The organism is Rhodobium orientis, assembly GCF_003258835.1.
GTDB lineage: Bacteria > Pseudomonadota > Alphaproteobacteria > Rhizobiales > Rhodobiaceae > Rhodobium > Rhodobium orientis.
In genome coordinates, this window is record NZ_NPEV01000058.1 from 17,053 (window position 1) to 30,518 (window position 13,466).

15 protein-coding genes and 1 pseudogene are annotated in these 13,466 nt (G+C 62.4%); 10 read left to right on the plus strand and 6 right to left on the minus strand.

Annotated features, from left to right (window positions below; all coding sequences use genetic code 11):
• The first annotated feature begins 26 nt into the window (after positions 1–26).
• The 4 genes from CH339_RS20135 to CH339_RS20150 all read left to right on the plus strand — a co-directional run bounded on the left by CH339_RS20135 (position 27) and on the right by CH339_RS20150 (position 2,886).
• Positions 27–404, plus strand: coding sequence for a YciI family protein (locus CH339_RS20135; protein ID WP_111436168.1), 378 nt, complete (start codon positions 27–29; stop codon positions 402–404).
• Positions 388–1,659: an RNA polymerase sigma factor gene (locus CH339_RS20140; protein WP_111436169.1), complete on the plus strand. Its 1,272-nt coding sequence runs from the start codon at positions 388–390 to the stop codon at positions 1,657–1,659. The genes CH339_RS20135 and CH339_RS20140 overlap by 17 nt, the downstream gene beginning before the upstream one ends.
• Positions 1,660–1,803: 144 nt before the next feature.
• On the plus strand, positions 1,804–2,403 hold the full coding sequence (locus CH339_RS20145; protein ID WP_111436170.1) for a dihydrofolate reductase family protein: 600 nt from the start codon (positions 1,804–1,806) through the stop codon (positions 2,401–2,403).
• 237 nt (positions 2,404–2,640) lie between these two features.
• Positions 2,641–2,886 carry a cupin domain-containing protein gene (locus CH339_RS20150; protein ID WP_201240955.1) on the plus strand — a complete coding sequence of 82 codons (246 nt, stop codon included), beginning with the start codon at positions 2,641–2,643 and terminating at the stop codon, positions 2,884–2,886.
• Between the two features lie 35 nt (positions 2,887–2,921).
• Here CH339_RS20150 and CH339_RS20155 read toward each other — a convergent pair whose 3' ends face one another.
• A complete protein-coding gene (locus tag CH339_RS20155; protein WP_111436171.1) occupies positions 2,922–3,893 on the minus strand; it encodes a GlxA family transcriptional regulator in 972 nt (323 codons plus the stop codon).
• A gap of 122 nt (positions 3,894–4,015) precedes the next feature.
• Here CH339_RS20155 and CH339_RS20160 point away from each other — a divergent pair, with 122 nt between their 5' ends.
• From CH339_RS20160 to CH339_RS20185, 6 genes are all read left to right on the plus strand, one after another.
• Positions 4,016–5,158 (plus strand): DJ-1/PfpI family protein, encoded by a 1,143-nt coding sequence (locus CH339_RS20160; RefSeq protein ID WP_111436172.1) that lies wholly within the window; start codon positions 4,016–4,018, stop codon positions 5,156–5,158.
• A 99-nt stretch (positions 5,159–5,257) separates the two neighbouring features.
• Positions 5,258–5,857 (plus strand): TetR/AcrR family transcriptional regulator, encoded by a 600-nt coding sequence (locus tag CH339_RS20165; RefSeq protein WP_111436173.1) that lies wholly within the window; start codon positions 5,258–5,260, stop codon positions 5,855–5,857.
• A 247-nt stretch (positions 5,858–6,104) separates the two neighbouring features.
• Positions 6,105–7,028, plus strand: a complete 924-nt coding sequence (locus CH339_RS20170) for an alpha/beta fold hydrolase (RefSeq protein ID WP_111436174.1) — start codon at positions 6,105–6,107, stop codon at positions 7,026–7,028.
• Positions 7,029–7,123: 95 nt separating this feature from the next.
• Positions 7,124–7,876: a glutathione S-transferase family protein gene (locus CH339_RS20175; protein WP_111436175.1), complete on the plus strand. Its 753-nt coding sequence runs from the start codon at positions 7,124–7,126 to the stop codon at positions 7,874–7,876.
• Positions 7,876–8,994, plus strand: a complete 1,119-nt coding sequence (locus CH339_RS20180; RefSeq protein WP_111436176.1) for a serine hydrolase domain-containing protein — start codon at positions 7,876–7,878, stop codon at positions 8,992–8,994. Before CH339_RS20175 ends, CH339_RS20180 begins: the two co-directional genes overlap by 1 nt.
• A 48-nt stretch (positions 8,995–9,042) precedes the next feature.
• Positions 9,043–10,026 carry a LysR family transcriptional regulator gene (locus CH339_RS20185; RefSeq protein ID WP_111436177.1) on the plus strand — a complete coding sequence of 328 codons (984 nt, stop codon included), beginning with the start codon at positions 9,043–9,045 and terminating at the stop codon, positions 10,024–10,026.
• On the opposite strand, the gene CH339_RS20190 is transcribed toward CH339_RS20185, so the two are convergent.
• The 5 genes and pseudogenes from CH339_RS20190 to CH339_RS20210 all read right to left on the minus strand — a co-directional run.
• Positions 9,959–10,222: a DUF2274 domain-containing protein gene (locus CH339_RS20190; RefSeq protein WP_111436178.1), complete on the minus strand. Its 264-nt coding sequence runs from the start codon at positions 10,220–10,222 to the stop codon at positions 9,959–9,961. The genes CH339_RS20185 and CH339_RS20190 overlap by 68 nt on opposite strands.
• Positions 10,223–10,225: 3 nt before the next feature.
• Positions 10,226–11,395, minus strand: a complete 1,170-nt coding sequence (locus CH339_RS20195; RefSeq protein ID WP_111436179.1) for a TraB/TrbI/VirB10 family type IV secretion system protein — start codon at positions 11,393–11,395, stop codon at positions 10,226–10,228.
• Complete coding sequence (gene trbG / locus CH339_RS20200; RefSeq protein ID WP_111436180.1) at positions 11,392–12,369, minus strand: P-type conjugative transfer protein TrbG; 978 nt, start codon at positions 12,367–12,369, stop codon at positions 11,392–11,394. The genes CH339_RS20195 and trbG overlap by 4 nt, the downstream gene beginning before the upstream one ends.
• The gene (trbF, locus tag CH339_RS20205) at positions 12,366–13,055 is read right to left on the minus strand and encodes a conjugal transfer protein TrbF (RefSeq protein WP_111436181.1); all 690 of its coding nucleotides are present in this window, start codon (positions 13,053–13,055) and stop codon (positions 12,366–12,368) included. Before trbF ends, trbG begins: the two co-directional genes overlap by 4 nt.
• Positions 13,052–13,466: pseudogene (locus tag CH339_RS20210) on the minus strand (P-type conjugative transfer protein TrbL); the annotation flags it as partial. The pseudogene CH339_RS20210 and the gene trbF, both read right to left, overlap by 4 nt.

Genomic DNA, 13,466 nt, shown 5'->3' on the forward strand with positions numbered 1-13,466 from the left:
GGACCCTTGAACGGAGAACCTAAACAATGCGCTACACAATACTTTGCTATCACAACGAGGAAATCACCTCTTCCTGGTCCGAGGAGGAGGACGCTGAAGTGATCGAGTGCCTCAAGGCGGTCAATCGAAAATGGGCGAAGAATTTCGAACCCATCGTGCGGCTGATGCCGACAACCGCGGCGACCACACTGCGCAAGACCGAGAACATCGTGACGGACGGGCCGTTTGCCGAGACCAAGGAGCAACTCCTCGGCTTCTACGTCCTCAACGTGGAAAGCTACGAGCTGGCGGTTCAGATCGCGCGCGAGATGGCCGAGGCCAATCCCGGCGGCGCCTATGAGCTGCGGCCCATCGCGCTCTACTACCCGAACGGAGTGGCAATAGAAGATGCCCCAACCCCCTGAACCGGACTGGATCGAGGCGCGGCTCGTCGGCGCGCGGCCTCAGGCCGTGGCTGCGTTGCTGCGCTATTTCCGCGATCTCGATCTGGCCGAGGAAGCGTTTCAGGAGGCCTGTCTCAGGGCGCTCAAATCCTGGCCGAAGAACGGGCCACCGCGCGATGCCGCGAGCTGGCTCATCATGGTCGGGCGCAATGCCGCCATCGACCATAAACGCAAACAGGCGCGGCTGACGGCATTACCCGACGAAGAAGCGATTTCGGATCGCGAGGATACCGAACCGGACATTGCGGAGCGGCTGGATGCGGCCGACTACCGCGACGATATCCTGCGTCTCCTGTTTGTGTGCTGCCATCCCGACTTGCCTGCGACCCAACAGATCGCGCTGGCGCTCAGGATCGTCTCGGGCCTGCCTGTTCCCCGCATTGCGGCGGCCTTCCTGGTCGGCGACCGGGCGATGGAACAGCGGATCACGCGCGCCAAGGCCCGTATTGCCCAGGCCGACATTCCGTTCGAGACGCCGGGTCCAATCGAGCGGTCGGAGCGTTTCTCTGTGGTCTCCGCAATGATCTACCTCGTCTTCAACGAGGGCTATACCGACGCCAATCCGAAGAGTGAACGCGCGAAGCTCTGTGACGAGGCGATACGCCTGGCACGGCTCATGCTGCGGCTGTTCCCCGCCGAAGCGGAGATGATGGGATTGCTGGCGTTGCTACTGCTGCAGCACTCGCGGCAGAAGGCACGCTTCGACGAGGCGGGCGCCCCGATCCTGTTGGAAGATCAAGACCGATCGCTGTGGAACCAGCGCCAGATCGCCGAAGCGTTCGCGATGATCGACAAGGCCATGCTGCACCGCCAGCCCGGCCCATATCAGATCCAGGCGGCAATCGCTGCAATGCATGCACGTGCCGAACGGCCCGAAGAAACGAACTGGGCGGGGATCGACGAACTTTATCAGGCGCTCGAGCGTCACGCTCCGTCCCCGGTCGTCACGCTCAACCGGTCTGTCGCAATCTGGAAGCTACATGGCGCCGAAGCAGCCCTGGAGATGATCGCGCCGCTGGCCGAGCCTCTTGAAGGCTATTTCTATTTCCACGGGGTGCGCGGCAACCTGCTGGAACAGTTGGGACGCAACCGCGAGGCCCGCGACGCGTTCGGCCGTGCCATCGCCCTTGCCAACACGCCCGCCGAGGCAGCGCATATCCGCCAGCATCTTGATCAATTGGAAGTCGCGCCGCCGCCGCCTGGCCGCGCGCCCTGACCGGATCAGGAAGACCTCGCGGCACGCGGCAAAAAATTATTTATACCTGTCGGATCGGTCTCCTCCCATTCGTCCTCTGCATATGGCGCCTGGCTGATCGCAAAATCTCCGGTCAGCGAGCGCAGCGAACAAAGGAGAGAAGAGATGACCAAAGTCACATTCACCATGAGCACCTCGCTCGATGGTTTCATCAACGGACCTCGTGCCGACGCCGACCACCCTCTCGGGGTCGGGGGAGAGGTGCTGCATGACTGGGCTATGGGGGACGATGAACGAAACCGATCATTTCTGGAGGATGCTATGGGCGGCGTCGGTGCAGTAATCTGTGGCCGAACGACCTATGATCTATCCTTGTCGTTCTGGGGTGCCGACGGTCCCACCGGTCCATTGAGGCGACCGGTCATCGTCGTTACCAACCGACCGGCCGGTGCGGTTCCGGAGGACAGCGTCTACCGCTTTGTCACTCAGGGCATCGAAGCTGCGCTTCACGAAGCCAAACATGCGGCCGGCGACGGTGATATCGTGATCATGGGCGGCGCCAATACAGGAGCTCAATTCATGGCCAATGATCTGATTGATGAAGTCGTCGTCAGTGTAGTCCCGATCCTCCTTGGAGGCGGTACTCGGTTGTTCGACGGAAACGACGGCGTTCTTCGCAAACTCAAACCCATGGATCCTGTGCATACCGCCAGGGCGACCCACCTGCGCTATCGCGTGATCAAGAATGGATCATCTACCGCGTAGAAGCTGCCGTCTATTTTTTGGCAAGCGATACTGAGGCTGCCCGGGCCCCGAACGGGAGATGTGCTCGCCCGTTCGTTCGGTGGATATCGCGCCAGACCGGAGAGTGAATCCATGCGGCTTGGCGGCCTCAAAAACGGAGAACTATCGATGCCCGCGCGAATAACCAGAAACGACATGTCTGAATCCGGAACCGGTAGCGTCAAGTTCGAGCAGCCGGACCTTCGGTCGGGAATCTCGATGTTCCTCATCGACTCCGGGCCCGGAAAAGGCCCGGGGCCGCACCGGCATCCTTATCCCGAGACCTTTGTCGTCCACGAGGGCAGCGTCCGGTTCACTGTTGACGGAAAACGGATTGATGCGCAGGGGGGTGATATCGTGATCGTTCAAACCGGTGAGACCCACCAGTTCACCAACAGCGGAGACGAGCGGCTGCGCATGACCTGCATCCATGCCGCTGACGCGATGGAAACGGAGTGGGACTGACCCGGCGGGTTTTGCCAGGCCGGGCAACCCGTCGTTCAAAGTTCGGCATGCATTTCCCGGAATAGTCCTGGCGCAACGCCGAACCGGCGTTCGAAAGCTTCTGAAAAGCGCCCGGCGGGGAACAGGCCGACCTGCGCGGCAACCGATTTAAGCGAGAGGCCGCGCGACAGCAAAAGGCGCGCTGCGTCGAGCCGGGCCGTCTCGACGAACTTGGCCGGTGTCTGACCGGTGGCGGCCACGAATTTCCGGTAAAAAGTCCGCTCGCTCAGCCCGGCGCGATCGGCCAGCGCCGGGACGTCCAGAGTTGCATCGAGATTGGCCTGAATCCACCCGATCAGATCGCCGAAGGGACTGTCGCCCTTCACCTGCGCCTGCAGCACCGGGCTGAACTGCGACTGGTAGCCGGGCCGCCGCGCATAGAGGATCAGCCGTTTGGCGACCTCTCCGGCGATGGCTGCATCGAGATCATTGGCGATCATCGCCAGCGCCATGTCGATACCGGTGGTGACACCGGCCGAGGTCCAGAGCCGGCCATCGACGACATAGAGCGCGTCGGGGTCGACCGTCACAGCGGGAAAGTCTTCGGACAGCGGTTTGCAGGAGTCCCAATGGGTGGCGATGCGGTGGCCGTCGAGCAGGCCGAGTGCTGCGAGCAGCAAACCGCCCGAGCAGACCGAGCCGAAGCGATCGGCACCGGCGGTAAGTTGGGGAAGCGCTGCGCGCAGGGTCGGGTCTGCGACCGCGGCCATGAGCGGCTCCCGTTCCGCCCCGGCGACCAGGATTGTATGTGCTCCTCCTGGCTTCAAATCCGAGATCGCCCGCGTGTCCACGGTGATGCCGCTGCTGCTTTCAATGGTTCCGCCTTCGGCAGAGACCAGCGTGACCGCGTAAAATGCGGGCTTTTCCTGTTGGTCGAGTGCGCGATTTGCGCTGTTAAAGACCGATGCCGGTCCCGACACATCGAGCAGTTCGAACCCCGGATAGACGATGAAGACGACGTAGTGCATTGGCAGAAATTACCACTAGTTTGTCATTTCTGCCACAGGCGGCGGCTGGTAGATTCCGAAAAAGACGATGGTAGCGCGGATGAGTTCGCGCCCCATCCAGTAACTTTCCCGGAGCAACAGTCATGTCGAAGCGTGTCATCGTATTTGGGGGTATTGCAGTCGTTCTCCTCGGTCTCGCGGGCTTCGGCGGCTGGATACTCAGCCTGCCTTCGACAACCGCCGCGGCGGAGGTGCCCCGGGTGCCACAGGAGGAGACGGACGCCATGCTTTCCGCTCTCCACTACGAAGGAGAAGGACGCCCCGTTGTCGCCGTCATCGGGCTCAACGACGCGACCGAGACCAACGACTACATCACGACGACTGGTATCCTGAGGCGGGCCGATGTTGCCGATGTGGTGATGCTGGCGACGGAGGAAGGGCCGGTGCAGCTCTATCCCGCGTTGAGGGTGGAGCCGGACGCGACCATCGCCGCGTTCGACGCCGAACATCCCGAGGGGGCCGACTACGTCATCGTGCCGGCGATGAGCCGCGACGACGATCCGGCGGTCATGGCCTGGCTCCAGGATCAGTCCCGCAAGGGCGCGACGATCATCGGCGTTTGTGCTGGCGCCAAGGTGGTCGGGGCTGCCGGGCTGCTCGACGGCAGGCGTGCGACCACCCATTGGTACTATCTCGGCGAGATGCTCGAGCGGAACCCGTCGATTGACTATGTCGCCGACCGTCGAATGGTCGCGGACGGGAACGTCGTGACCACGACCGGCATCACCGCCGCCATGCCGATGATGCTGGCGCTGATAGACGCTATCGCGGGGCCGGAGAAGGCCGAAGCGGTCGCACGCGATGTCGGCGTCGAAGCCTGGGACATGCGGCACGTGAGCGGTGCGTTCAAGTTGACCCGCCCTTTCGCGACACGAGTGCTCGCAAACCGTATGGCGTTCTGGAACCACGATGATTGGGGGATCGAACTGGAGGCGGGAATGGACGAGGTCTCGCTGGCCATGATCGCCGATGCCTGGTCACGGACCTATCGGTCGCAGGCCGTCACATTCGCTGCCTCGCCTTCGGCCATCACCACGGCGAACGGTGCGCGCATCCTGCCGGATCGTGTCGAAAACGGCTGGCAGGAAGATCGCACCGCTTCGATCTACCCCGACCAACGGCCTGCGGACGCACTGGACCGCACGCTCGAGGCGATCACCGGACTATACGGCGAGGCCACGACCAATGTCGTCGCCATGCAACTCGAATATTTTCGCCGACGGTAACCACAGCACACTACCGCGACATTGATTGCCCTTACTGGACTACTTGCATCTTCCTTCGCCATTGTAGACGGAAGTCTAAAAGTGGACTAGAGTATAAAAATGACAAACGCGATTACACGTCGTGAACGAAAGAAGCGTGAGGCCACGAATCGCATCGTCGAGTGTGCCGCAGAACTTTTCGCCGAGCGCGGGTATGGCGCAACGACGATGGACGACATCGCCGAACGTGCAGACGTATCCCGCGCGACCGTGTTCAATTATTTCGCGCGAAAGGAGGACATCGTTCTTGCTTGGTTCACCGACCGCCGAGCTGAGTTCGCCCATCTTCTCGCAGAAAGCGGTGGCCAGGGTGACACCCCGGGGCGACTGCGCGCGGCCTTCCGCGCACTCGCTCATATTTTCGAGCACAGCCCGGAAATCGGACGGGGCATGGTTCGGGCCTGGCTCCAGGCGGGAGGTCCCCTGCTGACCCCGGAATCCGACACGTCCCGCCTGTTCACTGAAGTGATCGGCGACGGGCAAGACGCAGGCGATATCGCAGTAGAAATCGACCCGGATCGGACCGGCCACGTGCTGTTCGATGCCTACCAGGGAGAACTCAACCGATGGGCGACCGCCGAAGGCGAGCCAAGGGATCTGGAGCGCCCCCTCTTGGCGATCCTCGAAATCATCTTGTCGGGGATCGCAACGCGCCGTTGAGCATCGAATGACCAGCAGTATTCGCCGATGCTCCTCAATGAGGACTAAACCTGGAGAACTAAATGTCTCGTGTTCGTGTTCACAACTTCACCATCTCAATCGATGTATTCGGCACTTTTCCGACATCCGCTCTTCTTGTCCCAGCGAGATAAACGTGAGGTCGGCAAAGTACCAAAAAAATTTTGCCCGAGATGTCGTAGTGCGCATCGGTCGTTCGTCCTGGGAATAGATCCAAAGGAGATCAACAATGACCAAACACGCCATATTTTCCCTTTTCGCCGTGGCAGCGCTGAGCCTTGCCGCACCGAGCTTAGCACACGCACAGGAGGTTTCTCAGATGTCCCAGCTCCCAACCCCCACCGAATCCGGCTTCGCCGAGGTCAACGACGTCAAGATCTGGTATCAGACCTATGGCGAAGGCGAGCCCCTGGTTCTGCTCCATGGCGGCTTCGGCTCTGTCGAGATGTTCGGACCCAACATCGAGGTGCTTGCGCAAGGCCGCAAGGTCATTGGCGTCGACCTGCAGGCGCATGGCGGCACCGGACCGCTGGGCCGACCCATGAGCTTCGAAGCCATGGCCACCGATATCGCCGAACTCATCAAATCTCTCGGATATGAGAAGGCCGATGTCATGGGTTATTCGCTGGGCGGGGCGGTCGCAATGCGTGTCGCCATCGACCACCCGGAAGTTGTCGATCGCCTCGTCACTGTGTCGACCGCCTACGCCTACAGCAACTGGCACGACTACAATTTCGAGGGCATGAAGGCGATCAACGCCGATCCCGAAGCAACAGCGCAGAGTTTGATCGGCACCCCGCAACATGAGGGTTACGTCGCCAAAGCGCCCGGTGGCGAAGAGAGCTGGCTGGACGCCGTCAATGAGTTCGGCGCCTTTATCGGCACCGACTATGACTGGTCCGCCGAGGTGCCCAACATCACGGCTCCGACGCTGGTTATCGTTGCCGACTGGGATGCGGTCCGCATCAGTGCGGCCACGCAACTCTTCGAACTTCTCGGCGGCGGTGCGCAGGATGCCCAGTGGGACCGCTCCGACATGGGTCAGAACCATTTTGCGGTGATCCCCAACGTCACGCACTACGACATCATCAACACGACCGCGATCAGCGAACTCGCGATCCCGTTCCTGGATGGATATGCGGCGGCGGAATGAAGTGCAGTTTCTGATGGCTGCATGCTTCCGGCGCGCAACCATCAGATAGCTGTCGCCTGAACTGCCTGTGACCACTGAAACAAGGAAACGTCACAATGACCAGGCAAAGCAAACCCACCATCACCGCCTTCGAAAGTTCACCCGACAAGGGCGCCGGCCTGGCACGTGACACCCGCGTGCGCTGGGCCTTCGAGGAGGTCGATCAACCCTACGATGTGCGCTTGGTCTCGTTCAAGGCGATGAAGGAACCCGCGCATCTGGCGCTACATCCGTTCGGGCAGATTCCAACCTATGAAGAGGGCGATCTTGCGCTGTTCGAGACCGGGGCGATTATCCTGCATCTCGCGCAGCATCATGCGGGCCTGCTGCCGGACGAGGCAAATGCCAGGGCGCGCGCTATCACCTGGATGTTCGCCGCGCTCAACACGGTGGAGCCGCCGATTCTCGAACGTGAGAATACCAGGCTTCTGCCGAGTGAAGAACCATGGCGCGCGCAGCGCATGCCGATCCTCGACGATCGCATCCGCTCCCGGCTTGGCCAGCTTTCCGCCTCGCTTGGTGATGCAGAATGGCTCGATGGGTCATTCAGCGCCGGCGACCTGATGATGGTGTCGGTGCTGCTGAGGCTGCGGAACTCGTCGGACATGCTGGACGAATACCCGAACCTTTCCGCCTACATCGTCCGCGGTGAAGCGCGGCAGGCCTATAAGCGGGCCTTCGCAGCACAACTGGCAGTTTTCACGGGCAAGTCCTCGACAGGATCGCCCTGCACTGGGAGCGCCCTGAGACAAGGAAGCGGCTTATCGCCTGGCGCCTCGACACGGACAAATGAACACGGGAGAAAATAATGACGAATGCGATCAGGCATCGCCATATCTGGCAGACCATTGTGGCCGTCGCGCTGTTGTTCTGTGGCGGCGTGGGTACAGCGCAAGCAAATGGCTGGGAAACCGGTTCTCTGGCCGAAGCCGGCTTCAACGAAGCGCTGGGCGATCAACTGGATGCCGCCTTCGCGGACGGCGAATTTGACGGTCTGCACGGGGTCGTCGTTGTTCGCCACGGGAAACTGCTACTTGAGCGCTACTATCCGGGTGTCGACGAACGCTGGGGCCAGGATCTCGGCATGGTCGACCATGACGCCGAGACCAAGCACGACCTGCGGTCGGTCTCGAAGAGCATCGTCGGTCTCCTATATGGCATCGCGCTCGACGAGGGTTCGGCTCCGCCTATCGACGCGCCGCTTCTCGAGCAATTTCCGCAATATCCCGATATGCCCGATCTCGACGCGAAACGCGCCATCACGATTGAGCACGTCCTGACTATGACGCTCGGCCTCGATTGGTCCGAGGAGCTTCCCTACACCGATCCGCGCAACAGCGAGATCGCCATGGAGTTTGCGCCGGATCGGTATCGCTACATTCTCGACCGGCCGATGAAGGACGCACCCGGCGAACGTTGGGTTTATAATGGCGGCGCCACGGCACTTCTCGGTCGCGTGATTGCGACAGGTGTCGACTTGCCTCTCCTCTCCTATGCGCGTGAGAAACTGTTCGACCCGCTTGGAATAGAGGATGTCGAATGGGTCGAGGGCGCGGATGGCGAACCCGCTGCCGCCTCGGGTCTCCGCATGCGGCCGCGCGACCTCGCCAAGATCGGCCAGTTGGTGCTGAACCGGGGAACATGGGACGGAAAGCGCATCATCTCTGAAGCCTGGCTCGAAACTGCGCACTCACCGCATGCGGAGATCGGCGGAGGAACGGATTATGGCTATCAGTGGTGGTTGACCGCGCTGCCGAGCGGCGAAAGCGTGATCGGAGGCTTCGGCAATGGCGGGCAGCGGCTCTTCGTTGTCCCGGCTCTCGATCTCGTCGTCGTCATCACGGCTGGCCGCTACAACCAGCCCGAGGAAGGCAAGCTCCCGGGCCAAGTGTTGAATGACCACATTTTGGAAGCGCTGGAAAGGTGATCGGGACGGAGTGACGCAATCGGATTTGGTGTCCGTCAAAGTATCGCAATGGCAATGAACGACTTTCCCACACCGATCAGGGATTTGCTCCCCTCTTTGCCCGATCAGTGCAAGCACATTTCGGTGCAGGATCTCCGTGTCTTCCTTGCCGTGTCCCAGGCGGGCGGTATTCGCAAGGCGAGCTACGGGCTCGGCATTGGTCAGTCGGCCGTCACCCGAAGAATCCAGAGATTGGAAGACGGACTGGGCGTATCGCTTTTCGAGCGCAGTCAAGCCGGTGTGCGGCTCACCGGCGCCGGCTGGGATTTCAGCGAGCGGGCGCGAGCCCTCGTCAACGATTTGCGGATAGCGATTTCCTCCGCACGCGTTGCCGGGGAAGGACGCAACGGCCACCTTAGTCTCGGCGTATTAGCGTCCTTGTCGCAGGGGCCAATGCGTGAATTGGTTTCAAGTTTCGTTGGTCGCTATCCGCAGATTGATTTGACATTTTCCAGGGCGGACCGTGGCGAGTTGATGACGCAACTTAACCACCGAACGCTCGACCTGGTCTTTGCATCAGGCGCACCAAATTTAGCTGACGGCGATTCCATGCTGTTCACTGAGGAACCGGTCTTCCTGGCGGTAGCGAAATTTCATATGTTGGCTACGAAGGCCAGCCTCCAATGGAGCGACCTGATCGAGGCGAATTTCGTCGTCAGCTCTGACGAACCGGGACCTGAGGTATCCGACCACATTCTCAGACGTGTGAGTGATCTCGGACGTCAGGCGCGCATTCAACACCATCGCCTGGATCGGGAGGGGATCATGAGTCTCGTAGGTCTCGGGCTCGGCGTAAGTCCAATGTGTGAGCATTGGTGCGGGGTAAACTATCCGGACGTCACTTTCGTGCCCATGAAGGTCGAAGGCGAGTGGGAATGCCTGCCATTTAGCCTGAGATGGCGTGGTGACAACGACAACCCAGCGCTCAGGCGGTTTCTGAGTCTGGCGCGCGAGGTCGCGAAGGCTGGTGCAAGGTCTTCCGCGCCTTCGTGAAGGCACGATCCGTCGCCATGAACCGTTGCAGCATGGGTGCTATCAGCTTTGCCGGCTCCGGCGCGGCTTGACTGGTCTCACGCGCCATCACGGCGGCATAGTCGAGAAGATCGCGGTGTACGTCAGGTGGAAGCTCCACTGTCAGCTTGACGGGTTTGTCATCTGGAACGGATGAGAGCTTCAGCTTGGCGGTCATGGCTCAGCCTCCATAGGGCTCGAGGATGAGATCGCGGGTGACGATGACACGCACCGGGAAGCCCGGCCGGATCGTCAGCGTCGGTGCCACCTGCAACTGGCGCTGGACGATCTGCTGGCCTGCATCGTTGATCGTGTCCTGCGCGCCATTGCGGATGGCCTGAATCAGACGGTCGTCGTCGTCCATGGTGAGTTCGGCCCCGACCGAAAGCAGGGTCGAGAGGCCGGCCGCCTTGGCCAGGTCCCACCAGTGATAATCGACCCCGTCTTCAAGTCCGGCATAGCCTTGGGTATCGGCGCCAGGCTGGCGTTCGAGAACGATCGAACGGCCGTTGGGGAAGATCAGCCGGTTCCAGACGAGCAGCACACGCCGGTCGCCGAAGGTGACGTCGTTGCTGTACTCGCCGATGATGCGCGTACCCTGCGGGATCAGCACCATGCTGCCGGTGGGACTGTCGTAGATGTGCTGGGTGACCTGTGCCGTTATCTGACCGGGAAGGTCGGAGCGGATGCCGGTAATCAGCGCTGCCGGAATGACGGACCCGGCCTGCAGCACGAAGGGCGATGCCGGTGGCATGACGCGGTCGAGTGCGACGGTACGCCGGTCCACCGGGGCGTTGAGGAAGGCGAGATCGTTGTTTTGTGTGGCGCCCGGTTGGTTGCCGAGATTGAGCCCTGCGATGTTTGGCGCTGATGTTTCCCGCGCCGCGACAGGTGCGGTCTGGAAGAACACCCGGCTGGTGCGCGCGGCTTCCTCTTCGGCAAGCCGTCGTTGTTCCTCCGGATCGACGGCTGGCGCGTTGATCGCTGGCGGAGGAACCGGCTGTCCACGCTCCTGGGCGTCGAGGATCGGTCGGCCGAGATCGCCGGGAAGTGGCGGACCGAGCACCGGACCGGTGTAGTCGCTGGGCAACTCGTTCAATCCGTCAGCGGTATTGCGGTTCTCGGTCGAATAAAGTTCGTCGCTGCCAGCGCCATTGTCGGGCGTCTGAAGCGCGTAGATCAGGGCGCCGCCGACCCCGAGCGCTCCGACCAGACCGAGGCCGGCGAGAACGCGGCGCGAGAGCCGCGTGACGCGCGGCGGGGTTCCCCGGAGGCGCATCGGTTCGGTCGTATCGTCGGTCGGCGCGTCGAGCGGCACTTCCGCTTCGCTGGTGTTGTCGATGTCGCTCATGATCCGGGCCTCCCATCGGTACGCACGATCCTGACGGTCTGCTGGCGGTCGCCGCTGCCGAGGCGAAGCTCGGCCGCCGCGAAGATGCGGTCCACGATCAGGATGTTGCGGTAGATACGGCTGTTGACGATTTCCGGCTCGCCATCCGACCCGAGGACGAAGAGCGGCGGCATCTCGCCCTGCACGATCCCGGCTGGGAAGACGATGTAGACCCGTCGCCCATCGTCGAAGACCGAGACCGGCCGCCAGGGCGGGCTGTCGCCTTGCAGTCCGTAGCGATAGTGGCGGGCTGACGCGGCTGGGATCCTCGGTGTTGTCGGCGTTGCGCGCTGTGTGGCGGGCGGCTGGGGATAGGCCCAGGCGACCGCTGGCATGTAGGGATCGTCGCGCGATCGCAGCTCGATCATGTAGGTGCGTCGGTCTGTGGTGATGACCAGGTTGGTCACGATGTCGGGCCGCGTCGGCTTGACGAGGATATGAACGCGCCGGGATGATCCCGAGCCGCTCTCCGTGTCGCCGATGATCCAGCGGGCGGTATCGCCGGCGGCGATGGGACCGGCGCCGGTCAACGCTTCGCCTATTTCAAGCGCGATGTTGGTGATCTGGCCGGGCGCGGCATAGACCTGATAGAGCGCGCCATCGCTCCAGGGGTAGATCTGGATGGCGTTGTAATAGCCTTCCCGGCGGGGCTCGACTCGGGCGGCCACATTGGCATTCTCGACTTGTCCCGTTGGTGTGGAAGATGCCTGCCCACCTCGCGCGACCGTCCAGGCCGGCGGCGTATGGAGCGGCCTCGGCCGTTGATCGGTCGCGGGTTGTTCGACCGTCGGCAGCGGCGGCACGCTGTCATCGTAACTGATCTCCGGTGGGCGATAGGTGGCGCATCCGGCGAGCGCCGATGCCGAAATCAGCACAAACGGCAATGCGGCTTTACGGAAAACCGGGAACGCAGGTTTGCGGACCATCGTGCTCATTGGCCCATCTCCCGCGACCAGTTGATGGCGTTGACGTAGATACCCAGTGGGTTGGCGCGCAGCCTCTCGGCGTCGCGCGGCGGCTGGATGACGATGGTCAGGATCGCCGTCCATCGCTCTGTCGTAGACAACTGGCCGTTCTCGTAATGCCGCTCGGTCCAGGCCACGCGGAACGAATTCGGCGAGGCGCGAATGACGCTGGAGACCTCAACGGCGATCTGCTGACGTCCGACCCGTGTGAACGGATCATTGGCGCGGGCATAGTCGTTGAGCGCCAACGCGCCGCGATCCGTGGTGAATTCGTAGGCGCGCAGCCAGTTCTGGCGCACGATGATCGCGTCGGCGGGGATCGCGCGCACCTGTTCGATGAATCGAGCGAGATGGAAGGCGATCTGCGGATCGCTCGGTTCGAAGGTGGCCTCCGCCGGTCCGACCGCATGCGCTTCGCCGAGATTGTCGACCTCGACGACCCAGGGTACGACGGTGCCGGTCGTGGATTGCCAGACCAGGGCGCTCGCGAAGCCGCCGGACAGGATCAGGCAGCCGAAGGCCATCAGACGCCAGTTGCGGGCCTGCACGCGCGCCGAGCCGATGCGCTCGTCCCAGACTTGGGTCGCACGCTGGTACGGCGTCTCCGGTTCGGGGGACTTGCCGTAGTGGGTCGTGGATCGTTTGAAGAAGCTCATGAGCGATTCCCCTCGGAAAGATTGACAGAACTGGCGCCGCCATGGCTGTCGCCGGAGCGCACGGCATGCGCGGCGGCCTGGACGCCGTGAGAGAGGCGCTGCGAACGCTTCATGCGCTTCGCCCAGTCAGGCGCGCCGTCTGTTGGTGTGGATGGAGCGGCGGCGGCGCCTGCAGTGCTGGCGGTATCGCCCAGTGTCCCGCCGGTGGTTTCGAAGGCCGACCGGGCGCCTGACTGGAAACTCTGTTTCATGCTGCCGGACGCTCTGGCCGCGGCGCTCCGCAACGGCGACGTCGCGGCCTTCGCGCCTGTGCTCGCCACCGCGCCGAGACCGGACGCGACGCCGGCTGCGCCGGACTGACCGGCCGATCCGAGGCGGTAGGCGGTGGCCGCTCCGCCCGCGGCCGCCGCG